The organism is Kitasatospora sp. NPDC086791 (assembly GCF_040685975.1).
Classification (GTDB): Bacteria; Actinomycetota; Actinomycetes; order Streptomycetales; family Streptomycetaceae; genus Kitasatospora.
Window position 1 is genome coordinate 312,996 of record NZ_JBFBOC010000003.1, and the last position, 22,067, is coordinate 335,062.

15 protein-coding genes are annotated in these 22,067 nt (G+C 70.4%); 2 read left to right on the top strand and 13 right to left on the bottom strand.

Annotation, left to right across the window (positions count from 1 at the left end; all coding sequences use genetic code 11):
- Positions 1–234 precede the first annotated feature (234 nt).
- A complete protein-coding gene (locus AB0Q99_RS08420) occupies positions 235–2,670 on the top strand; it encodes a hypothetical protein (RefSeq protein ID WP_363569527.1) in 2,436 nt (811 codons plus the stop codon).
- A gap of 119 nt (positions 2,671–2,789) precedes the next feature.
- Positions 2,790–4,508 (top strand): ABC transporter family substrate-binding protein, encoded by a 1,719-nt coding sequence (locus tag AB0Q99_RS08425; protein WP_363569528.1) that lies wholly within the window; start codon positions 2,790–2,792, stop codon positions 4,506–4,508.
- Positions 4,509–4,530: 22 nt separating this feature from the next.
- Here AB0Q99_RS08425 and AB0Q99_RS08430 read toward each other — a convergent pair whose 3' ends face one another.
- The 13 genes from AB0Q99_RS08430 to AB0Q99_RS08490 all read right to left on the bottom strand — a co-directional run bounded on the left by AB0Q99_RS08430 (position 4,531) and on the right by AB0Q99_RS08490 (position 21,998).
- Complete coding sequence (locus AB0Q99_RS08430; protein WP_363569529.1) at positions 4,531–5,580, bottom strand: ABC transporter ATP-binding protein; 1,050 nt, start codon at positions 5,578–5,580, stop codon at positions 4,531–4,533.
- 157 nt (positions 5,581–5,737) lie between these two features.
- Positions 5,738–6,889 carry a dipeptide ABC transporter ATP-binding protein gene (locus AB0Q99_RS08435; protein WP_363569530.1) on the bottom strand — a complete coding sequence of 384 codons (1,152 nt, stop codon included), beginning with the start codon at positions 6,887–6,889 and terminating at the stop codon, positions 5,738–5,740.
- The gene (locus tag AB0Q99_RS08440; protein ID WP_363569531.1) at positions 6,879–7,931 is read right to left on the bottom strand and encodes an ABC transporter ATP-binding protein; all 1,053 of its coding nucleotides are present in this window, start codon (positions 7,929–7,931) and stop codon (positions 6,879–6,881) included. Before AB0Q99_RS08440 ends, AB0Q99_RS08435 begins: the two co-directional genes overlap by 11 nt.
- Before the next feature lie 16 nt (positions 7,932–7,947).
- Positions 7,948–8,862 carry an ABC transporter permease gene (locus AB0Q99_RS08445; RefSeq protein ID WP_363569641.1) on the bottom strand — a complete coding sequence of 305 codons (915 nt, stop codon included), beginning with the start codon at positions 8,860–8,862 and terminating at the stop codon, positions 7,948–7,950.
- Positions 8,863–8,938: 76 nt separating this feature from the next.
- Positions 8,939–9,865, bottom strand: coding sequence for an ABC transporter permease (locus AB0Q99_RS08450; protein WP_363569532.1), 927 nt, complete (start codon positions 9,863–9,865; stop codon positions 8,939–8,941).
- A gap of 110 nt (positions 9,866–9,975) precedes the next feature.
- Complete coding sequence (locus tag AB0Q99_RS08455) at positions 9,976–11,604, bottom strand: ABC transporter substrate-binding protein (RefSeq protein WP_363569533.1); 1,629 nt, start codon at positions 11,602–11,604, stop codon at positions 9,976–9,978.
- Positions 11,605–11,789: 185 nt separating this feature from the next.
- On the bottom strand, positions 11,790–12,806 hold the full coding sequence (locus tag AB0Q99_RS08460; RefSeq protein ID WP_363569534.1) for a dipeptide ABC transporter ATP-binding protein: 1,017 nt from the start codon (positions 12,804–12,806) through the stop codon (positions 11,790–11,792).
- Positions 12,799–13,848 carry an ABC transporter ATP-binding protein gene (locus tag AB0Q99_RS08465; protein ID WP_363569535.1) on the bottom strand — a complete coding sequence of 350 codons (1,050 nt, stop codon included), beginning with the start codon at positions 13,846–13,848 and terminating at the stop codon, positions 12,799–12,801. The genes AB0Q99_RS08460 and AB0Q99_RS08465 overlap by 8 nt, the downstream gene beginning before the upstream one ends.
- A gap of 19 nt (positions 13,849–13,867) precedes the next feature.
- Positions 13,868–14,809 (bottom strand): ABC transporter permease, encoded by a 942-nt coding sequence (locus AB0Q99_RS08470; protein WP_363569536.1) that lies wholly within the window; start codon positions 14,807–14,809, stop codon positions 13,868–13,870.
- A complete protein-coding gene (locus AB0Q99_RS08475; protein ID WP_363569537.1) occupies positions 14,802–15,728 on the bottom strand; it encodes an ABC transporter permease in 927 nt (308 codons plus the stop codon). The genes AB0Q99_RS08470 and AB0Q99_RS08475 overlap by 8 nt, the downstream gene beginning before the upstream one ends.
- Before the next feature lie 140 nt (positions 15,729–15,868).
- Positions 15,869–17,509, bottom strand: a complete 1,641-nt coding sequence (locus AB0Q99_RS08480; protein WP_363569538.1) for an ABC transporter substrate-binding protein — start codon at positions 17,507–17,509, stop codon at positions 15,869–15,871.
- A 431-nt stretch (positions 17,510–17,940) separates the two neighbouring features.
- Entirely contained in the window at positions 17,941–19,845 is a 1,905-nt protein-coding gene (gene typA, locus AB0Q99_RS08485; protein WP_363569539.1) for a translational GTPase TypA, read from the bottom strand.
- A 335-nt stretch (positions 19,846–20,180) separates the two neighbouring features.
- Positions 20,181–21,998 (bottom strand): ABC transporter family substrate-binding protein, encoded by a 1,818-nt coding sequence (locus AB0Q99_RS08490; protein ID WP_363569540.1) that lies wholly within the window; start codon positions 21,996–21,998, stop codon positions 20,181–20,183.
- Positions 21,999–22,067 lie beyond the last annotated feature (69 nt).

The following is a 22,067-nucleotide window of genomic DNA, read 5'->3' on the forward strand; positions in this document are numbered from 1 at the left end:
GGCGCGGCGTACGGTACCGCGTACGACGCGCAGTCAGGAGCACACGGCCTCGGTCTCATACAGGAGGAACCGGACGTATCAGGATCTGTCCGAAGCCGTTCACCGCTCGGTCCTTCCCAGTATGGTGGTCCCGCAGAACGCCGTAACCGACCGCCGCCCGCCCCAGCCGGGCCCGGCGACCACGAACCGCGGTCGCGCCGCACGGCCCGCCCGCGAACCCGGAGCACAGCAGCATTGAGCAGCCGCGAATCTGACAACGCCCACCCGACGCCACGGCGTACGGGTCCGGACGCCTACCCGTCGGGCACCCCGCCCTACGGCACGCCCGGGCTCCCCGGCGGCGACCGCGCCGCGGCCGGCTCAGGCCAGGGCGGCGAGGACGACGGCCCGAAGACCGAGACCACCCTGACCACCCGGGTCCGGATCAACATCCCCGGCTCGCGCCCGATCCCGCCGGTCGTCGTCCGCAGCACCGTCAAGAACGAGGACGGGCCCGCCGAGGAGGCCGCGGCCGCCGCCGAGCAGGGCGGTGCGCGACACCGCTCCGCGCCGGCCTCCCCCGTCCTCGGCGTGATGGACGGCGGCAGCGGCGCGGCCGCGCCGAACCTGCCGCCGGAGTGGGAGATCCCGCCGATCCCGCCGGCGACCTCGGAGTCCGAGTCCACCGGCGCCTGGTTCCGGCCGCGTCAGAAGAAGGCCCCGGCCGCCGAGGCCGCTCCGGCCGCGGTGCCGACCGGCGCCCCGGCGGCCCAGTCCGCGCCCGGCGCCGCCGCCGAGCCCCGGCCGCAGGGCGCCCGCCCGGCCGGGGGCGCTGCCGCCCGCGCCAACGGCGCGCCGAACGGCCGCCCGGTGCCCGCCCAGGGCAAGGCCCGGAACCCCGGTGCCCCGACGGCCCCCGCCGCGCGCAACCGCGCCGAGGCCCCGGCGGAGGAGCCCGGCGTCTACGAGGCCGCCGACCCCTTCGCGCCCGTCGCCGACCCGTTCGGCCCGACCCCCGGGCCCGACGCCGGCACCCGCGGCCCGCGCGGCGGCCGGCCCCAGCAGAACGGCGCGCAGCAGAACGGCGCCCCGCAGAACCGGCCCCAGCAGAACGGCGCCCGGCCGAACGGGGCCCGCCAGAACGGCCCCCGCCAGGGTGGCCCGCAGCAGAACGGGATGCCGCAGGGCGGAATGCCCCAGGGCGGCCCGCAGAACGGCTTCCAGCCGAACGGTCACCCGAACGGCCCGCTCCCGCAGGGTGCGCCGGCCGGCCGGCCGGACCCGGAGGACACCTCGGTCGACGGCTTCAAGCCGATCCGCGAGAACACCCCGCCGCCCGCCGCGATATCCGGTCTCCCGCACAACGGCGCCCCGCGCGCTGGCGACGAGCGTCCGCAGCCGGGCCTGTTCGCCTCCGCGCCGACCGGCGCCGACCCGTTCGCCATCCAGCGCCCGGCCGCCCCCGGCCAGGACGGCCCGGGCGCCCCGGCGGCCGCCAACGGGCTCTTCCCGGGCGCACCCGGCGCGGGCCCGCAGCCCGGCCGCGCGCAGCAGCCCCCCGGCCGCTCCCCGCAGCCCGGCCGCGACCCCGAGGCCACCGAGGTCACGCCGCTGCCCGGTCCCGGCCCCCGGCCCCCGGCCGCCCAGGGTCCCCACGGCACGCCCCCGCCCGCTCCGGCCCCGGCTCCCGCCAAGGCCGGGTCCGCGCCCGCCAAGGGCAAGGGCGGCAAGGCCAAGGGCGGCGGCAAGAAGCTGGTCAAGCTGGGTGTCTACGGCATCGGCGGTGTGCTGTTCCTCGGCGCCGCCGCGTACGGCACCGGCCTGATGCTCAACCAGTCCGACGTCCCCAAGGGCACCGTGGTGCTCGGCACCGACATCGGCGGCAACAGCCGTGACCAGGCGATCCACTCGCTGGACGCCTCGGTCGGCAAGGCCGGGCAGCAGCCGCTCAAGCTGAAGATCGGCGACCAGACCGTGGACCTCGACCCGACGGTCGCCGGGCTGAGCTTCGACACCACCGCCACGGTGGACGACCTGGCCCAGCACAGCTACAACCCGGTCGACGTCATCAAGTCCCTCCAGGGCGGCAGCAAGGCCGTCGCGCCGGACGTCAAGGTCGACCGGGCCAAGCTCAAGGCCGCCCTCGACTCGCTCACGGCCGGCTCGGGCCAGGGCCTGCAGGAGGGTTACGTCAAGTTCGGCGAGCCCAACGGCGAGCCGATCGTCGTCCCCGGCCGGGCCGGTCAGGCGGTGGACTCGGCGAACGCCCTGGACACGGTCGTGCAGGCCTACCGCGACCGCGCCGACGGCAAGCCCGACCAGCCGGTCGCCCTGGCCGTCACGGCCGCCCAGCCGAAGGTCTCCACCCAGGCCCTCCAGGCCGCCGCCGACAGCCTCGGCAAGCAGGTGGCCGCCGGCAAGGTGCACGTCGTGGCGGGTACCAAGTCCTGGGACTTCGGCGGCAAAACGGCTGCCAAGGCGCTCACCCTCGTCCCGGACGCCTCCGGCAAGATCGTGCCCAAGTGGGACCTCGACGCGCTCTCCCAGCAGCTGGGCGGCGTGTTCGACAAGGTGAAGATCAAGAAGAACGGTCAGGTCGTCACGATCACCCCGCAGGACGTCGCCGACGGCATCGCCTCGGTCTTCGACAAGACCGGCGACAAGGACCGCACCTTCAAGTTCGTCGTCTGACCCGCCGCCTCCCGTCGGGGCGGGGCCGCATCCGGCCCCGCCCCTCGACAACTCCCCCTCCCGATCAGCAAGATGTGACGCCACACCTTCCGCCACATCCACCCCGGGGAGCACGCCGAATGAGCCGCCGCCTCCAGCACCACGGGACGGCTCTGCTCGCAGGCCTCACCGCCCTCACCCTCTCGCTCGCGCTCTGCTCCTGCAGCTCCGGCCAGGGCGAGGCCGGCGCCGACGCGCTGCCGTCCGCCCCCGCGACGCCCAAGCTCACGTCGGTCGACATCAACCCCCACGACCGCGGACAGCTACGCCAGGGCGGCACCCTGAACCTGGCGATCGCCCAGTTCTCCCACCAGTGGTCGCCGATCCACACCGACGGCAGCGAGTCCTCGACCATCGCCGTCACCAAGCCGCTGCTGCCGACCTTCTTCCGCTCGGACGCCGCCGGCACCCAGACGGTCAACCCCGCCTACCTGCAGGAAGCCCACGCCGAGCTCAAGGACGGCCGGCAGGTGGTCACCTGGACGCTCAACCCGAAGGCCCACTGGTCCGACGGCACCCCGATCACCTGGCGCGACATCGAGGCCAACTGGCGCGCCCTGAACGGCAAGGACCCGGCCTACAAGCCGGCCGGCAGCACCGGCTTCGAGCTGGTCTCCTCGGTCGAGCGCGGCAAGGACGACTTCCAGGCCGTGATGACCTTCGACCGGCCGTTCTCGGAGTGGCAGTCGATGTTCAACGGCGCCGGCAACGCGCCGCTGCTGCCGGCCGGCCGGATCTCCACCCCGGAGCTGTTCAACACCGCCTACCTGGACGCGATCCCGGTCACCGCGGGCCCGTTCAAGGTCGAGCAGCTCGACCGCGCCGCGCAGACCGTCACCCTGGTCGCCGACCCCGCGTGGTGGGGCGACAAGCCGATGCTGGACCGGATCGTCTTCCACGCGATGCTCCCCGACGGGATGCCCGCCGCCTTCGCCAAGGGCGCGCTCGACCTCGTCAACAACGGCCCGGACGTGGCCGGTTACCAGATCATCCGGAGCACCAAGGGCGCCGTCGTGCGCCGGGCCGGCGGTCCGGACTTCCGCCAGATCACCCTGAACGCCCGCACCCCCGCGCTGAGCGACGCGACCGTGCGCCAGGCCGTGTTCCAGGCCCTCAACCGGGACGCCTTGATCCGCTCCGACCTCAACGGCCTGGACTGGCCCGCCGTCCCGCTCAACAACCACCTGCTGGTCGCCAACCAGAACGGCTACCGCGACAACTCGCTCGGCCTGGCCCGCTACGACCCCGCCGAGGCCGCCCGCAAGCTGGACTCGGCCGGCTGGAAGCTCGACGGCGACGTGCGCAAGAAGGACGGCCGCGAGCTGAACCTGCGGATGGTCATCCCGGCCGGTGTCACCCAGGCCCAGAACGAGGCCGCGAACACCACCAAGATGCTCAAGGACGTCGGGATCAAGGTCAGCACCGTGACCGCCCCCGCCAACGAGTTCTTCGACCGGTACATCAATCGCAACGACTTCGACCTGACCGCCTACTCGCTGCTCGGCACCCCGTTCCCGGCCAGCGGCAACCGGGCCAACTTCGCCCAGAACGGCGGCACCAACCACGTCGGCGCGGGCAGCCCGGCGGTCGACGCCGCCCTCGACCGGGCCGCCGGCGCGGCCGACGCGGCCGCCACCTCCGAGGCGATCAACCAGGCCGACGGCGAGCTCTGGAAGGTGGCCGGCGTCCTGCCGCTCTACCAGCGCCCGCAGCTGTACGGCGCCCGCGCCGACCTCGCCAACATCGGCGCGCAGGGCCTGTCCGACATCGTCTGGGAGAACGTCGGCTTCCTGAAGTAGCCGCGGCGGCCGCCGGGCGGGCTCAGCCGTGCAGCGTCTCGCGCCAGTAGTGGCAGGCGCTGCGGCGGCCCGCCAGCTCCTCCCCGTGTTCGCCCACCACCGGGACCAGCGGCGGGAGTTCGCTCCGGCAGCGGTCCCGCACCCGGTCGCAGCGGGGGTTGAAGGCGCAGCCCTCCGGGATCCGCAGCAGGCTCGGCGGCAGGCCCTTGATGGCGTGCAGGTCCTGGCCCTTCTGGTCCAGCCGCGGGATGGAGTCCAGCAGGCCCCGGGTGTACGGGTGCGCCGGCCGCGCGTACAGCTCGTGCACCGGCGCCGTCTCGACGATCCGGCCCGCGTACATCACCGCGATCCGGTCGGCGACGTCGGCGACCACGCCGAGGTCGTGGGTGATCAGGATCAGGCCCATGTGGAACTCGCGCTGCAGGTCGGCCAGCAGGTCCATCACCTGGGCCTGCACGGTCACGTCCAGCGCCGTGGTGGGCTCGTCCGCGATGATCAGGTCCGGCTCCAGGGCCAGCGCCATCGCGATCATGATCCGCTGGCGCATGCCGCCCGAGAACTGGTGCGGGAAGTCGCCGACGCGCTGCCGGGCCGCGGGGATGCGCACCCGCTCCATCAGCTCGACGGCCTTCTCCCGGGCCTCCTTGCGGGTGACACCATGGTGCACCCGGAACATCTCGCCCAGCTGGTAGCCGACGCTGAGCACCGGGTTGAGGGCGGACAGCGCGTCCTGGAAGATCATCGCGATCCGCCGGCCCCGGACGGCCCGCCGGGCGTTGGCGCTCATGGTCAGCAGGTCCTCGCCGCGGAACAGGATCCGTCCGGAGGTGATCCGCCCCGGCGGCATGTCCAGGATCCCCATGACCGCCTGCGCCGTCACCGACTTGCCCGAACCGGACTCCCCCAGCACCGCCAGCGTCTCGCCGGCCGACACCGCGTAGCTCACCCCGTTGACGGCCTTCGCGACGCCGTCCCGGGTGTGGAACTCCACGTGCAGGTCGTCGACCTCCAGCAGCGGGGTCCCGGGCACCAGGCCCTCCCGGTCGCCGCCGGTCACCTCCACCACGTCCATGTGAGCAGCCCTCCCCAGCGCAGCAGCGACCACCGATAGGCGCAGAGCAACTATCAAGGACCGGGCCGCACTTGGCGAGCCTGCGGCAGATCTCGTTTCCATCACGGGCCAGGGCGCGCCCCCGACCGAGGGCGCGCCCTGGCACAACGCCGGCCCGCTACTCCGGACCGCCCCGCCCCTCCTCGCGCTCCGCCGCGCTCTGCCCGATCTCGCGCTCCGCCGCGCTCTGCCCGATCTCGCGCTCCGCCGCGAAGTGACACGCCGAGGCGTGGACCGCCGCCCCCTGCAGCCAGGACGGCGAGACCAGCAGCGGGATCTCCTCGGCGCAGCGGTCCTGCGCCTTCCAGCAGCGGGTGCGGAAGCGGCAGCCGGACGGCGGGTTGGCCGGCGAGGGCACGTCCCCGGTGAGCACGATCCGGTCCCGGGACTCGCGCGCCGTCGGGTCCGGCACCGGCACCGCGGAGAGCAGCGCCTGGGTGTACGGGTGGGTCGCGTGGTCGTAGATCTCCGCGTCGCTGCCGACCTCGACCATCTTGCCCAGGTACATCACCCCGACCCGGTCCGAGATGTGCCGGACGATCGAGAGGTCGTGCGCGATGAACATGTACGACAGGTTGAACTCGCCCTGCAGCTGCTCCAGCAGGTTGACCACCTGCGCCTGCACCGACACGTCCAGCGCCGACACCGGCTCGTCACAGATGATGACCTCCGGCTTGAGCGCGAGACCGCGGGCGATGCCGATGCGCTGGCGCTGGCCGCCGGAGAACTGGTGCGGGTACCGGTTGATGTACTCCGGGTTGAGCCCGACCACGTCCAGCAGGTCCTGGACGGCTTTGCGGCGGCCGCCCTTCGGTGCCACCTCGGGATGGATCTCGAACGGCTCACCGATGATGTCGCCGACCGTCATGCGCGGGTTGAGCGAGGTGTACGGATCCTGGAACACCATCTGGATGTTCCGGCGGACGGCCTTCAGCGCCGCGCCGGAGAGCCGGGAGATCTCCTCCCCCTTGTACCGGACCGAGCCCCCGGTGGCCGGCTCCAGGTTCATCAGCACCTTGGCCAGCGTGGACTTCCCGCAGCCGGACTCGCCGACGATGCCGAGCGTCTCGCCCTGCATCAGGTCGAAGCTGACCCCGTCGACCGCCTTGACCGCGCCGACCTGCTTCCGGAACAGCACGCCCTGGGTCAGCGGGAAGTGCTTGACCAGGTCCCGGACTTCGAGGATCGGCTCGCCGCGCGGCACCTCCTGCGCGAAGCCGACCTCCTCCGGCACCGCCGCGCCCGGTGCACCGGCCCCGTCAACGGCCATGGAGGGTCTCCTTCCAGAAGAAGCAGGCGCTGCCGCGCCCCTCCACCGGCGTTCCGTCGTCCTCGGCGACCGGGAACAGCTCCGGCACCTCGGCCCGGCAGACGTCCTGCGCGCGCGGGCAGCGGGGGTTGAAGGCGCAGCCCTTGGGGATCCGCATCAGGTTGGGCGGCAGCCCCTTGATGGCGTACAGCTCCTGGCCCTTCTGGTCCAGCCGCGGGATGGAGTCCAGCAGGCCCCGGGTGTACGGGTGCGCCGGCCGCGCGTACAGCTCGTGCACCGGCGCCGTCTCGACGATCCGGCCCGCGTACATCACCGCGATCTTGTCCGCGACGTCGGCGACCACGCCGAGGTCGTGGGTGATCAGGATCAGCCCCATGTGGAACTCGGCCTGGAGGTCGGCCAGCAGGTCCATCACCTGGGCCTGCACGGTCACGTCCAGCGCCGTGGTGGGCTCGTCCGCGATGATCAGGTCCGGTTCCAGGGCCAGCGCCATCGCGATCATGATGCGCTGGCGCATGCCGCCCGAGAACTGGTGCGGGTAGTCGTTCACCCGCTCCCCGGCCGCCGGGATGCGCACCCGCTCCATCAGCTCGACGGCCTTGGCCTTGGCCACCGCCCGGGAGACCCCCCGGTGGGCCCGGAACATCTCGCCGAGCTGGAAGCCCACCGACAGCACCGGGTTGAGGGAGGACAGCGCGTCCTGGAAGATCATCGCGATCCGCCCGCCGCGGATCCTCCGCCGCTCCTCCTTGCTCATCGTGAGCATGTCCCGGCCCCGGAAGCGGATCTCGCCGCGCGGGATCCGGGCCGGCGGCATGTCCAGGATGCCCATGATCGCCTGCGCGGTCACCGACTTGCCGGAGCCCGACTCGCCCAGCACGGCCAGCGTCTCGCCGGCCGACACCGCGTAGCTCACCCCGTTGACGGCCTTCGCGACGCCGTCCCGGGTGACGAACTCGACGTGCAGGTCCCGCACGTCGAGCAGTGGTCCCTCGTACGGTGTGCCCCGATCGCGCTCGGTGGTCTCCGCCGCTGTACTCACGATGTGCTCCCCTCGCTCAGCGAAGCTTCGGATCGAGGGCGTCGCGCACCGCGTCGCCCATCATGATGAAGGCCAGCACGGTGATGGAGAGTGCCGCGGCCGGGAAGAACATCACGTACGGGGCGGTCCGGATCACCTTCTGGGCGGAGGAGATGTCGATGCCCCAGGAGATGGTCGGCTCCTGCAGGCCGATGCCGAGGAAGCTCAGCGTCGCCTCGGTGGCGATGTAGCCGCCGAGCGCGATGGTCGCCACCACGATCACCGGCGCGACCGCGTTCGGCAGGATGTGCCGGAACATCAGCCGCCCGGTCCCGGCACCGAGCGCCCGGCCAGCCATCACGTAGTCGGACTGTTTGACGGTCAGCACCGCACCGCGCATGACACGGGCGATCTGGGTCCAGCCGAGGACGACCAGCGCGAAGACCACGGCCCACACCGTACGGCTGGCGAAACCGTTCAGCAGCACCAGGGCGCCGAGCAGCAGCGGGATGCCGAAGAAGATGTCGATGATCCGGGAGATCACCGCGTCGACGGCCCCGCCGAAGTACCCGGCGACCATGCCGGTCAGCCCGCCGAGCAGGGTGACCCCGGCGGTCACGACGATGCCGACGGTGATCGAGGCGCGGGCGCCGTAGACCACCCGGGCGTAGATGGACCGGCCCTGGGCGTCGTAGCCGAACCAGCCCGCGCCGAAGAAGTCCGTCCAGTCCGGCCGCTTGAGGTAGTCGTGCACCAGGTCGGCCTTGCGCGGATTGGCGTCGGTGAAGGCCCAGGGGAAGATCGCCATCAGCACCAGCAACACGATCAGCAGCACCGAGATCAGGAAGATCGGCCGCCGCCGCAGGTCCCGCCAGGCGTCGCCCCAGAGGCTGCGGGCCTCCTCCCGCTTCTCCACGTCGGCCTCGACCAGGGTCTCCTGCTCGACCGCCATGCCCTGTTCCCCGGCGTAGTCGAGGCGCGCGACGCCCGGCTTCGGGTGCGGTTCGTACGAGTCCTCGTCGTGGATGTCAGGCATAGCGGATCCTCGGGTCCAGGACCGCGTAGAGCAGGTCGACGAGCAGGCTGGCGACCAGGTAGATGATCACCAGGACGGTCACGATGCCGACCACGGTCGGGCCTTCCTTCTGGTTGATCGCCCGGTACAGGACGTTGCCGATGCCCTGCACGTTGAAGATGCCCTCGGTGACGATCGCCCCGCCCATCAGCGCGCCGAGGTCGGTGCCGAGGAAGGTGACCACCGGGATCAGCGAGTTGCGCAGCAGGTGGCGGGAGATGATGGTCCGCCGGGGCAGGCCCTTGGCGGTCGCGGTGCGGATGTAGTCGGCCCGCAGGTTCTCGCCGATGGAGGTCCGGGTGAGCCGGGCGACGAACGCGAGCGAGAGCGAGGCCAGGACGATCGCCGGCAGGATCAGCTGGGTGAGGTCGTAGCTGTCCTGCACCGTGGGCGTGACCCAGCCCAGGTTGGTGGCGAACACGGTCTGGGCGATGTAGGCGAGCACGAAGACCGGGATCGAGATCACCACCAGGGTCAGGACCAGCACCAGGGTGTCCGCGATGCTGCCGCGCTTCAGGCCGGAGAGCACACCGAGGGCGAGGCCCGCGACCAGCTCGAAGGTGAAGGCCAGCAGCGCCAGCCTGATGGTGACCGGGAAGGCGTCCGCCATGATGTCGGCGACCGGGCGGCCGGTGAAGCTGGTGCCGAAGTCCCCCTGGAAGAGGTTCCCCATGTAGTGCAGGTACTGCTTCCAGAGCGGCTGGTCCAGGTAGTACGTGTGCTTGATGCTGGCGACCACGGTCGGGTCGGCGGCCTTCTCGCCGAACAACGCCACCACCGGGTCGCCCGGCAGCGTGTAGACCATCACGAAGATCAGGAACGTGGTGCCGAAGAACACCGGGATCATCTGCAGCACCCGCCGCAGCACGTAACTGCCCATCCGAGCCTCCTTCCTAGGTACCCGACCGGCCGGGCCGGTCGGCCGGGAGGCCGGGCCCCGCCCCCCGTGCGGGGAGGGCGGGGCCGGCGCGGGGGATCAGGGTCCCGGGATCAGCCCTTGACCTCGACCTGCGTCCAGGCCGGGTTGCCGAAGGAGTCGAACGTGACGTTCTGCACGTTGGTCGAGTAGCCCGAGTTGGTGCGGTAGTACCAGAGCGGGATGGTGGGCATCCCGCTCGCCAGCACCGCCTCGGCCTGCTGGTAGCCGGTCACCGTGTCGGCCACGCTGGGGGCCGCGTCGGCCTGCGTGGACAGCTGGTCGAACTGCGGGTTGCTGTACCCGGTGTCGTTGGAGGCGGCTCCGGTGCGGTAGACGTCCGCCAGGAAGTTGGCGTTCAGCGGGTAGTCCTGCACCCAGCCGGTGCGGAAGGCGCCGTTGAGCTGGTGCGAGGTGATGGCCTGGCGGGCGGTCTTGAAGTCGGGCTTCGGATCGCCCAGGCAGTCGACGCCGGTGTTCTGCCGGATCGAGTTGCAGACCGCGTCGACCCACTCCTTGTGGCCGCCGTCCGCGTTGTAGGTGACCAGCACCTTGTTGCCGGGGACGCCGCCGCCCTGCTGGATCAACTGCTTGGCCTTGGCCGGGTCGAAGGTGCAGAAGTCCCCGCAGGTACCGGCCTTGTAGCCCTCGACGCCCTCGGCCACCCAGGCGCTGGCCGGCGCCCGGGAACCCTGCAGCACCGTCTTGGTGATGGTCGGGCGGTCGATCGCCATCGACAGGCCCTGGCGCACCTGGGCCTTCTCCGGCGCCGCCCAGTCGGCCTGGTAGAGCGTGAAGCCGATGTTCTGGATGGCGCCCTGCGGGGAGTCCACCGCCCGGTCCCCGAGGTCGCTCTTGTACGTCGCCAGCGCGGACGGCGGCACCTGGTCCATCACGTCCAGGTTGTTGGACTGCAGGTCCGCGTAGGCGGCCTCGGACGTGGTGTACATCTTGAAGACGATGCCGCCGTTCTTCGGCTTGTCCACGCCCTGGTAGTCCGGGTAGGTCTTGGTGACCACCTGGCTGTTGTGCGCCCAGCTGACGAACTGGTACGGGCCGTTGCCGACCGGCTTCTGCCCGTACCCGGCCGGGTCGTTGAAGAAGGCGTCCGGCAGCGGCGAGAAGGCGATGTAGCCGAGCTTGTACTCGAAGTACGAGACCTTGTGGTTCAGCTTGATGGTGAAGTGCAGGTCGTCCGTGACGGTCAGACCGGACAGCTTGTCGGTGGTCGGGCTGCCGGTGGCCGGGTGGACGTCCTGGTAGCCCTCGATGTCCGAGAACCAGGAGCTGTTGATCTGGTTGTTCGCCGGGTTGGCGGCCCAGTTCCAGGCGTCGACGAAGTTCTTGGCGTGCACCGGGGTGCCGTCGTGGAACTTCCAGCCGTCCTTCATCGTGACGGTGAAGGTCTGGGAGTCGGTGGTGTCGATCGCGCTCGCGACCTGCATCCGGATCTTGGCGTTGCTGGGGTCGTAGTCGACCAGCCCCTTGAAGAGGTTCTGGATGATGCGACCACCGCCGACCTCGTTCGCGTTGGCGGGTTGCAGCGGGTTCTGCGGCTCGTTGCTCTGGTAGCTGAAGGTCTTGCTGGCGTCCGACGAGCTGCTGCTGCTGCCTCCCCCACCGCTGCTGCTGCACCCGGTGGCCACCAGAGCCACGGACGTCGCAGCGGCGAGGACCCAGCGAGCACGGGCGGCTACGGGCATGAAGGTCCCTCCTCAAGGTGTGTGTCGCATCACACCCCATGAGAAGCGCGCCCCGCCGACGGCGCGAGCCGGGTGCACCCGGATGGGTGCCGTGACCGGCTGCGGAGTTGACGCGGCGCCGAATCGCCAGAACGACGGAAGGGCCCGTGGCGGGAAGCCACGGGCCCTTCCGGGGAGAGCGGGGATCAGGCCGCGGCCTGCTCCCGGACCTCGGGGAAGTGGCAGGCCGAGTCGTGCGCGGCCGCGCCCTTCAGCACCGAGGGCACCGCGAGCAGCGGGATCTCCTCGGCGCAGCGGTCCTGCGCCTTCCAGCAGCGGGTGCGGAAGCGGCAGCCGGACGGCGGGTTGGCCGGCGAGGGGATGTCACCGCTCAGGATGATCCGCTCGCGGGACTCGCGCGCCGTCGGGTCCGGCACCGGCACCGCGGAGAGCAGCGCCTGGGTGTACGGGTGGGTGGCGTTCTCGTAGATCTGCTCGTCGGTGCCGATCTCGACCATCTTGCCCAGGTACATCACGCCGACGCGGTCGGAGATGTGCCGGACGATGGAGAGGTCGTGCGCGATGAACATGTACGACAGGCCGAACTCGCCCTGCAGCTGCTCCAGCAGGTTGATCACCTGCGCCTGGACGGACACGTCCAGGGCGGAGACCGGCTCGTCGCAGATGATGATCTCGGGCTTGAGCGCGAGACCGCGGGCGATGCCGATGCGCTGGCGCTGGCCGCCGGAGAACTGGTGCGGGTACCGGTTGATGTACTCCGGGTTCAGACCCACGACGTCCAGCAGGTCCTGGACGGCCTTGCGGCGGTCGCCCTTGGGCGCCACCTCGGGGTGGATCTCGAACGGCTCGCCGATGATGTCGCCGACCGTCATGCGCGGGTTGAGCGAGGTGTACGGGTCCTGGAACACCATCTGGATGTTCCGGCGGACGGCCTTGAGGGCCTGGCCGGACAGCTTGGAGATGTCCTCACCCTTGAACAGCACCTGGCCTGAGGTGGCCCGCTCCAGGTTCATCAGCACCTTGGCCAGCGTGGACTTGCCACAGCCGGACTCGCCGACGATGCCGAGCGTCTCACCCTTCCTCAGGTCGAAGGAGATGCCGTCGACCGCCTTGACGGCGCCGACCTGCTTCTTGAACAGGATGCCCTGGGTCAGCGGGTAGTGCTTGACCAGGTCCTTGACCTCCAGGATGTTCTCAGCCATGGAGGGTCTCCTTCCAGAGGTGGCACGCGCTGCGGCGGCCGGTGAGCTCCTTGCCGTCCTTGTCGGTCACGTGGTGCAGCGCCGGGATCTCGGTGCGGCACAGGTCGGTGGCGACGTCGCAGCGGGGGTTGAACGCGCAGCCGGCCGGAACCTTGAGCAGGTTCGGGGGCAGGCCCTTGATCGCGTACAGGTCCTGGCCCTTCTGGTCCAGGCGCGGGATCGACCGGAGCAGGCCCTTGGTGTACGGGTGCGCCGGGTTGGCGTACAGGTCGTGCACCGGGGCGGTCTCGACGATGCGGCCGGCGTACATGACCGCGATCTTGTCCGCGACGTCGGCGACCACGCCGAGGTCGTGGGTGATCAGGATCAGGCCCATGTTGTACTCGGCCTGGAGCTCCGCGAGCAGGTCCATCACCTGGGCCTGGACGGTCACGTCCAGGGCGGTGGTGGGCTCGTCCGCGATGATCAGGTCGGGCTGCAGGGAGAGCGCCATGGCGATCATGATGCGCTGGCGCATGCCGCCGGAGAACTGGTGCGGGTAGTCGTTCACCCGCTGCCGGGCGGCGGGGATGCGCACCCGGTCCATCAGCTCGATGGCCTTCTCCTTCGCCTCCTTCTTGGAGGCGCCCTGGTGCACCCGGAACATCTCGCCGAGCTGGTAGCCGACGCTGAGCACGGGGTTGAGGGCGGAGAGCGCGTCCTGGAAGATCATCGCGATCTTCTGGCCGCGGATCTTGCGCCGATCCTCGTTGCTCATCGTGAGCATGTCCTGGCCGCGGAACAGGATCTCGCCCTGGGTCACCTTGCCGGGCGGCATGTCCAGGATGCCCATGATGGTCTGCGCCGTCACGGACTTGCCGGAGCCTGACTCCCCGAGCACGGCGAGGGTCTCGCCGGCCGCCACGGAGTAGTTGACGCCGTTCACGGCCTTGGCGACGCCGTCCCGGGTGTGGAACTCCACGTGGAGGTCCTTGACCTCCAGGAGCGGGGTTCCGACTTCGAGACGGTCGTTCTTCTGGTTGTTCTCGATCACGGTGGTCATCGCGTCGTCACCTCTTCTCTCAGCGGAGCTTCGGGTCGAGGGCGTCGCGCACCGCGTCGCCGAGCATGATGAAGGCCAGCACGGTCAGGCTCAGCATGCCGGCGGGGAAGAACAGGGCGAACGGCGCCGTACGGATCACCTTCTGGGCCGAGTTGATGTCGATGCCCCAGGAGATGGTCGGGTCCTGCAGACCGATGCCGAGGAAGCTCAGCGTCGCCTCGGTCGCGATGTAGCCGCCGAGGGAGATCGTCGCGACGACGATCACCGGGGCGATCGCGTTCGGCAGGATGTGCTTGAACAGGATCCGGCCGGTGCCGGCACCGAGCGCCTTGGCGGCGGTCACGAAGTCGGCCTGCTTGACCGTGATCACCGAACCGCGCATGACGCGGGTCATCTGGGTCCAGCCGAGGGCGACCAGGGCGAAGACCACGCTCCAGACGGTGCGCGAGGTGAAGGCGTTCAGGATCACCAGGGCGCCGAGCAGCAGCGGGATGCCGAAGAAGATGTCGGTGACGCGCGAGATGATGGTGTCGGCCCAGCCGCCGAAGTAGCCGGCGAGCATACCGGTCAGGCCGCCGACGATGGTCACACCGGCGGTGACGCAGATGCCGACCACGACCGAGGCGCGGGCGCCGTAGATGACGCGGGCGTAGATGCTGCGGCCCTGGAGGTCGTAGCCGAACCAGTCCGCCTGGAAGAAGTGGCTGTAGTTCGGCTTCGTCAGGTAGTGCAGGCGCAGGTCACCGGCGCGCGGGTCCACCGAGGTGAACAGGCCCGGGGCGATGGCGATGACGACCAGCAGCAGGATCAGCAGCGCGGAGATCACGAAGATCGGCTTGCGGCGCAGGTCGTGCCAGGCGTCGGAGCCGAGGCTGCGGGCCTTCTCCGGCTTGGCGGCCGCGGGGGCGGTGCGCTGGGCCGGGATCTCCTCGGCCGTCTTCTTGTCGGTCAGGTCAGGCATAACGGATCCTCGGGTCCAGGACCGCGTAAAGCAGGTCGACGATCAGTCCGGCGGCCAGGTACACGAGCACCAGGAAGGCCACGAAGCCGGAGACCGTCGCGCCCTCCTTCATGTTGATCGCGTGGAAGAGCGCGTTGCCGACACCCTTGACGTTGAAGATGCCCTCGGTGACGATCGCGCCGCCCATCAGGGCGCCGAGGTCGGTACCGAGGAAGGTGACCACCGGGATCATCGAGTTGCGGAGCAGGTGGGTGCCGATCACCTTCCGGCGCGGCAGGCCCTTGGCCACCGCGGTGCGGACGTAGTCGGCCTTGATGTTCTCGGCTATGGAGGTACGGGTGAGGCGCGCGACGTAGGCCAGCGACAGTGAGCCGAGCACCAGGGCCGGCAGCACCAGCTGGGTGATGTCGTTGCTGTCCTGGACGGTCGGGGTGACCCACTTCAGGTTCTGCCCGAAGACCGTCTGGAAGACGAAGCCCAGCACCGGGACCGGGATCGAGATCAGCAGCAGGGTGAAGACCAGGGTGCCCTTGTCGAAGGCCTTGCCGCGGCGGAGACCGCTGAAGAGGCCGATGGTGACGCCCAGGACGATCTCGATGACGAACGCGAACAGCGCCAGCCGGATGGTGACCGGCAGCGCCTCGGTGATCTTGTCGATCACCGGTCGGCCGTCCAGGGCCGTGCCGAAGTCGCCGGTGAACAGCTTCCCCATGTAGTCGAGGTACTGCTGGACAAGCGGCTTGTCGAAGCCCTGCTGGTGCCTCAGCGCGGCGAGCTGCACCGGGTCCGGCGCCTTGTCGCCCCACAGCGCTGCCAGCGGATCACCGGGCAGCAAATGCACCATGAAAAAGATGAGCGCGGTCGTTCCGAGAAACACCGGGATCATCTGGAGCAGTCGCCTCGCGACAAAGCGCCCCATCGTGCCTCCATGTATGACTCTGCCGGGCCCGTCAACCCGGCCAGAGATAAGTCGGCGTGCCAACGGCCGGTGCCAGTCCTGCCCTTGTGGGGATGGGACGGGCACCGGCCGTTGTCACCGGGTCAGGCGGTGCCGACCGATTACTTCTTCTTGACCTCGACGTCGGTGTAAACCGGGTTGCCGAAGGAGTCGAACTTCACGTTCTGGACGTTGTTCGAGTAGCCGGAGTTGGTCTTGTAGTACCAGAGCGGGATCGCCGGCATGTCCTTGGCCAGGACGGCCTCGGCCTGCTGGTACAGGTCCGCGGTCTTCTCGACCGAGGTGGCGGCGTCGGCCTGCTTCGACAGGTTGTCGAACTCCGGGTTGGAGTAGCCGGCGTCGTTCGCGGCGGCACCGGTGCCGTAGACGTCACGGAGGAAGTTGGCGTTCAGCGGGTAGTCCTGCACCCAGCCGGTACGCATCATGCTCGGGACGGTCTTCTTGGTGATGATGTCGCGCGAGGTCTTGAAGTCCGGCTTCGGGTCACCGAGGCACTCGACGCCGGTCGCCTGGCGGATCGAGTTGCAGACCGCGTCCACCCACTCCTTGTGACCACCGTCGGAGTTGTACAGGATGGTGATCTTGCCGCCCGGGACGCCGCCACCCTCCTGGATGAGCTGCTTGGCCTTCTCCGGGTTGTACTTGCAGGCGTCGCCGCAGGAGCCGGCCTTGTAGCCCATGACGCCGGGCGCCACGAACGAGTCGGCGGGCTGACGGCTGCTGTTCAGCACGGTCTTGGTGATGGTGTCACGGTCGATGGCCATCGACAGGCCCTGGCGGACCTTGGCCTTCTCCGGGGCGCTCCAGTCCGCGTTGTACAGCGCGAACGAGATGTTCTGGATGGCGCCCTGCGCCTGGTCGACCGCGCGCTTGCCCAGGTCGTCCTTGTACTTCGGGAGGTCGGTCGAGTCGACCTGGTCCAGGACGTCCAGCGTGTCGGACATCAGGTCCTTGTACGCAGCTTCACCGGAGGTGTAGTTGCGGAAGACGATGCCGCCGTTCTTCGCCTTGTTGGTGCCCGTGTACTTGTCGTACGCGGCCAGCGTGATGGCCTTGTTGTGCTCCCACGAGACGAACTTGTAGGGGCCGTTGCCGACCGGCTTCTCGCCGTAGCCCTTCGGGTCCGCGAAGAAGCCCTCGGGCAGCGGGTAGAAGGCGGAGTAGCCGAGCTTGTACGTGAAGTACGAGACCGGGCTGCTCAGCTGGATGGTGAAGTGGGTGTCGTCGACGACCTTGAGACCGGACATCTCGGTGGCGGTCGGGGCGCCCTTGTCCTTGTCCGGGTGGACGGCGTCGTAGCCGGCGATGTCCGAGAACCAGTCCGAGTTGATCTGGTTGTTGGCCGGGTTGGCCGACCAGTTCCAGGACTTGACGAAGGACTGGGCGGTGACCGGCGTACCGTCGTGGAAGGTCCAGCCGGACTTCAGCGTGACGGTGTAGTTCTGGGCGTCGGTGGTCTCGATCTTGTCGGCCACCTGGTTGCGCAGGGCACCGGTCGCGGGGTCGTAGTCGACGAGGCCCATGAAGAGCTGCTTGACGATACGGCCGCCCTGGTTCTCCATGGCGTTCGCCGGCTGCAGCGGACGCTGCGGCTCGCCGCTCTGGTAGCTGAAGACGCCCTGGGCGTTGACCGCACCATCGGAGCTGCCCCCGCTGGAGGAGTTGCTGCTGCTACAAGCAGTCGCGGCAAGGGCGACCGCAACAGCTGCGACAACCCACTTGGCCTGGCTCCCACCACGCATCGGTGTGCCTCCTGAATTCGACGTTGCAACGAGGAGAGCACTGCGGAACGGTTGTCACCGGACCCGCCGTGCCGTCCGCGCTCGTGGTTTCGGCGCGCACCCCTGCGCGTTCACCCTTGACCCGAGCCTGACTGCACCCACTATCCGTCACGCACGGACACGAAAGTGACCAGTGACGATCTCAATTAGGTCACATGAACAGTCGGTAAGTTTCGAAAACCGGACATTTGAGACATAGCCAGACAGGTACCAAACGGACAGTCGTCATGCATGACGAACCGTCGTGTCCGCTCAGCGGACACCCCGATGTGATGAGCGCTATTCCGTTAATAGCGGCCCCGACAACTTGGAGTAGTTGAAAAAGTTCGCCCCCCTCTCCATCGGAAAGGGGGGCGAATCATTCCGGCCAATGGCCGTTCAGTGCGTCCGGATCACGCCTTCTTGGCGCGCGAGGCAGTGCGTCCGCGGTCCTTCTGGTCCAGGACGACCTTACGGATGCGAACCGTCTCCGGGGTCACCTCGATGCACTCGTCCTCGCGGCAGAACTCCAGCGACTGCTCCAGCGAGAGCTTGCGCGGCGGGACGATCGACTCGGCCACGTCAGCGTTCGAGGAACGCATGTTGGTGAGCTTCTTCTCCTTGGTGATGTTGACGTCCATGTCGTCGGCGCGCGAGTTCTCGCCGACGATCATGCCCTCGTACACCTCGGTGCCCGGCTCGCAGAAGAGCACGCCGCGCTCCTGCAGGTTGGTCATCGCGAAGGCGGTCACCACGCCGGCCCGGTCGGCGACCAGGGAGCCGTTGTTGCGGGTGGTCAGCTGGCCGAACCACGGCTCGTGGCCTTCGTGGATCGAGTGCGCGATGCCGGTGCCGCGGGTGTTGGTCAGGAACTCGGTCCGGAAGCCGATCAGGCCGCGGGACGGCACGACGAACTCCATCCGGACCCAGCCCGAGCCGTGGTTGGACATGTTGTCCATCCGGCCCTTGCGGATGCCCATGAGCTGCGTGACCGCGCCCATGTGCTCCTCCGGCACGTCCACGGTGAGGCGCTCGACCGGCTCGTGGGTCTTGCCGTTGACCTCCTTGGTGACCACCTGCGGCTTGCCGACGGTCAGCTCGAAGCCCTCGCGGCGCATGGTCTCGATCAGGATGGCCAGCGCCAGCTCACCGCGGCCCTGCACCTCCCAGGCGTCCGGACGCTCGGTGTCCAGGACGCGCAGCGAGACGTTACCGATCAGCTCGCGGTCCAGGCGGTCCTTCACCTGGCGGGCGGTGACCTTGCGGTCCACCTTGGCGCCGGACTTCGCGTCCGCGCCCTTGCCGCTGCCGCCACGACCGACCAGCGGCGAGGTGTTGGTGCCGATGGTCATCGAGATGGCCGGCTCGTCCACCGTGATCAGCGGCAGCGCGACCGGGTTCTCCGGGTCGGCGAGGGTCTCACCGATCATGATCTCGGAGATGCCGGCGACGGCGCAGATGTCGCCCGGGCCCGCCACCTCGGCCGGCTTGCGGGTGAGCGCCTCGGTCATCAGCAGCTCGGAGATGCGGACGTTCGAGATGGAGCCGTCGCGCTTGATCCAGGCCACGGTCTGGCCCTTGCGCAGCTCGCCCTGCTCGACGCGCAGCAGCGCGATGCGGCCGAGGAAGTTGTCGGCGTCCAGGTTGGTGACGTGGGCCTGGAGCGGCGCGTCCGCGTCGTAGCTCGGGGCCGGGACGTGCTCCAGCAGGGTGGAGAAGAACGGCTCCAGGCTGGTGCTGTCGGCCGGGACGGTGCCGTTCTCCGGCTTGGTCAGCGAGGCGACGCCGTCACGGGCACAGGCGTAGACGATCGGGAACTCGATCTGGTCCTCGTCCGCGTCCAGGTCCAGGAACAGGTCGTAGGTCTCGTTGATGACCTCGTCGATCCGGGAGTCCGGGCGGTCCGTCTTGTTGATGCAGAGGATGACGGGCAGCCGCGCGGTGAGCGCCTTGCGCAGCACGAAGCGGGTCTGCGGCAGCGGGCCCTCGGAGGCGTCGACCAGCAGGACGACGGCGTCCACCATCGACAGACCGCGCTCGACCTCGCCACCGAAGTCGGCGTGGCCCGGGGTGTCGATGATGTTGATGGTGATCGGCGCGCCACCGTCCTTCGGGTGGTACTTGACCGCGGTGTTCTTCGCGAGAATGGTGATGCCCTTCTCGCGCTCCAGGTCGTTCGAGTCCATCATGCGGTCGTCGAGCTGCTGGTGGGCGGCGAAGGCGCCGGCCTGCTTCAGCATGGCGTCGACCAGCGTGGTCTTGCCGTGGTCGACGTGGGCGACGATGGCGACGTTACGGATGTCGTTGCGCGTGGGCATGCCTTGCGGATTCTCCCGGAATCGTGGGTTGCGGCGCCCGGCTGCGTGACGCGCACTTGCGATCCCTGTCGATCGCCGCCGCCCGTTCCGCCTGCTACTACCGGTCCACCCGCCGGGCAAAGGACATGCCTCGGCTTCCTCCTATCGTACGGGGAAGGGCCCAGGTGGGCGGAAACGAGCAGGTCGGGCGGGATCAAGATCACAGCTCGGCCACACGCTCTTCACCCGACGTTCCACTGGTTCCCGCTCCCCCACCGGCTCCCGGGTGCCCGGATCGCCGGCGTGGAACGCCTGCCGGCGCCCGGGTGCCGGCGGCCGTGCTCAGGGGGCCGTGCTCAGGAGGGCCGGGTCCGTCCCACGTCCTGGAAGCGGGGCCAGCCGAAGCCGAAGGCTCCCGCGCCCGCGATGTCCGAGCGGACTCCGACCAGCTCCGGGCGCTGGTAGAGCGGCACCGAGTGCCCGAGCTGCCAGATCCGTACGTCCGCCTCCTGGAGCAGGTCCAGCCGGGCCGCCGGGTCCAGTTCGGAGGAGGCCCGGTCGAACAGCCGGTCGATCTCCTCGGTGCCGCTGCGGCCGTAGTTGGTGCCGGCGGCGAGCGCGCCGTCGGGGTCGGGCCGGGGCTTGGCGTAGGCGGGGCGCTGTTCGCTCGCCGGGCTGGGGCCGGCCGGCCAGGAGAAGAGCGCGAGGTCGTAGTCCCCGGGGGCCAGGTGGTCCCGGACGAAGGTCTCGGCGGGCGCGGTCACCGGTTTCAGCGCGATCCCGGACTCCGCGAGATCGGCGGTGAGCGCGTCGGCGGTGCGCCTGGCGGTCGCCGAACCGGCCGGGACGAGCAGGGTGAGGGCGAGCTCCTTCCCGTCCTTGGTCCGGGTGCCCCGGCCTCCGGGCCGCTTCCAGCCCGCCCCGTCCAGCAGCCGGGCCGCGTCCGCCGGGCCGGCCGCCGCGCTGTTGTCCCGGTAGCCCTCCTGGTCCCCGGCGAGGAGGTGGCTGCCGAGCGGCGCTGCGGGCAGGCCGAGCGGGGTGAGCGCGGCGTCGGCGATCCTCCGCCGGTCGACGGCCCGGCCGAGGGCGCGCCGCACGGCCTGGTCGGTGAGCGGGCCGCGGGCGGCGTTGACGGTGAGCTGGGTGAGCGAGGCCGCGGCCGCCCGGTGCACGGTGACGCCGGGCAGCGACGCGGCCCGGCGCAGCGCCAGTGCCGCCGCCTCGGGTGCCGCGGTCTCGGGTGCGGCCGCCGGGGGTGCGGCCGCGGGCGGCGCCGTCGTCGAGGTGGCCGCCGGGGCCGCCGGCACCGCCCGGTCCACCGCCGCGGTGAGCGGGGCGATGTCCAGCCGGTCCTGGTCGAGCGCGTCCAGCCGCTGCTCGGGCGGCACGGCGAGGAAGTCGATCCGGTCGGTCTTCGGCACGTCGCCCCACCAGAGCGGGTTGCGGGTCAGGGTGACCAGTCCGCCCGCGGCGTCGTAGCGGGCGAGGGTGTACGGCCCGGCGCTCGGGCGGCCGCCGGTCAGCGCCCGGTCGAAGGCGGTCGGCGTGCCCGTCTCGGCCGCCGGGTAGAGCGGCCCGAACAGCGAGCGCCACTCGGCGTACGGCTGCCGGAAGGTGACCCGCACCTCGTGCGGGTCGGTGCCCTGGGCCACCGAGTCGACCGCGTCGTACCCGGCCGGGTGCCCGCCCCGGTAGGCCGGGTCCAGACCGGAGAGGGCGGCCCGCTGGGCGGCGAGGTCCGCGGCCGACAGCGGGGTGCCGTCGCTCCAGACGGCGTGCGGGTTGAGCCGGTAGGTGACCACCTGCGGCAGCTGCCCCGGCGGGGTGGACTCCGCGCCCTCCAGGTAGTCCGGGTCGGGCACGAGCCGGCCGTGTTCGTCGGGCCGGAACAGCGAGGGGTACAGCGCGTGGGCGAGCAGCGCCGAGTCGGCGGTCGCCGCGCCCTGGTAGACGTTCAGCGTGGCCGGGACGCCGTCCACCGCCCAGCGCAGTGTGCCGCCGTCCCGGACGGCGGTGCGGTCCGCGGGCCGGACGTCCCCGGTGGCCGTGGTGGGGTCGGCCGAGGCGGGCGCGGGGGCGGGGGTGCGAACGGGGGCGGGGTCGTCGGAACAGCCGCCGAGACCGGCGGCGAGCAGCAGCGCGGCGGCTGCGGCGGGGAGCTGGCGGACGCGCATGGCGGCCATCGAACGCCGCCCGCGCGGCCCGGCCGGCGCCGACACGGCGGGCCGGGGGCGACTGCACCC

Excerpts from the sequence above, each read along its gene's own strand:
- AB0Q99_RS08450 (WP_363569532.1), bottom strand. The coding sequence starts at position 9,865 with ATGGGCAGTTACGTGCTGCGGCGGGTGCTGCAGATGATCCCGGTGTTC.
- AB0Q99_RS08460 (WP_363569534.1), bottom strand. The coding sequence starts at position 12,806 with ATGGCTGAGAACATCCTGGAGGTCAAGGACCTGGTCAAGCACTACCCG.
- AB0Q99_RS08430 (WP_363569529.1), bottom strand. The coding sequence starts at position 5,580 with ATGGACGTGGTGGAGGTGACCGGCGGCGACCGGGAGGGCCTGGTGCCC.
- AB0Q99_RS08465 (WP_363569535.1), bottom strand. The coding sequence starts at position 13,848 with ATGACCACCGTGATCGAGAACAACCAGAAGAACGACCGTCTCGAAGTC.
- AB0Q99_RS08475 (WP_363569537.1), bottom strand. The coding sequence starts at position 15,728 with ATGGGGCGCTTTGTCGCGAGGCGACTGCTCCAGATGATCCCGGTGTTT.
- AB0Q99_RS08455 (WP_363569533.1), bottom strand. The coding sequence starts at position 11,604 with ATGCCCGTAGCCGCCCGTGCTCGCTGGGTCCTCGCCGCTGCGACGTCC.
- AB0Q99_RS08425 (WP_363569528.1), top strand. The coding sequence starts at position 2,790 with ATGAGCCGCCGCCTCCAGCACCACGGGACGGCTCTGCTCGCAGGCCTC.
- AB0Q99_RS08480 (WP_363569538.1), bottom strand. The coding sequence starts at position 17,509 with ATGCGTGGTGGGAGCCAGGCCAAGTGGGTTGTCGCAGCTGTTGCGGTC.
- AB0Q99_RS08470 (WP_363569536.1), bottom strand. The coding sequence starts at position 14,809 with ATGCCTGACCTGACCGACAAGAAGACGGCCGAGGAGATCCCGGCCCAG.
- typA (WP_363569539.1), bottom strand. The coding sequence starts at position 19,845 with ATGCCCACGCGCAACGACATCCGTAACGTCGCCATCGTCGCCCACGTC.
- AB0Q99_RS08490 (WP_363569540.1), bottom strand. The coding sequence starts at position 21,998 with ATGCGCGTCCGCCAGCTCCCCGCCGCAGCCGCCGCGCTGCTGCTCGCC.
- AB0Q99_RS08435 (WP_363569530.1), bottom strand. The coding sequence starts at position 6,889 with ATGGCCGTTGACGGGGCCGGTGCACCGGGCGCGGCGGTGCCGGAGGAG.
- AB0Q99_RS08445 (WP_363569641.1), bottom strand. The coding sequence starts at position 8,862 with ATGGCGGTCGAGCAGGAGACCCTGGTCGAGGCCGACGTGGAGAAGCGG.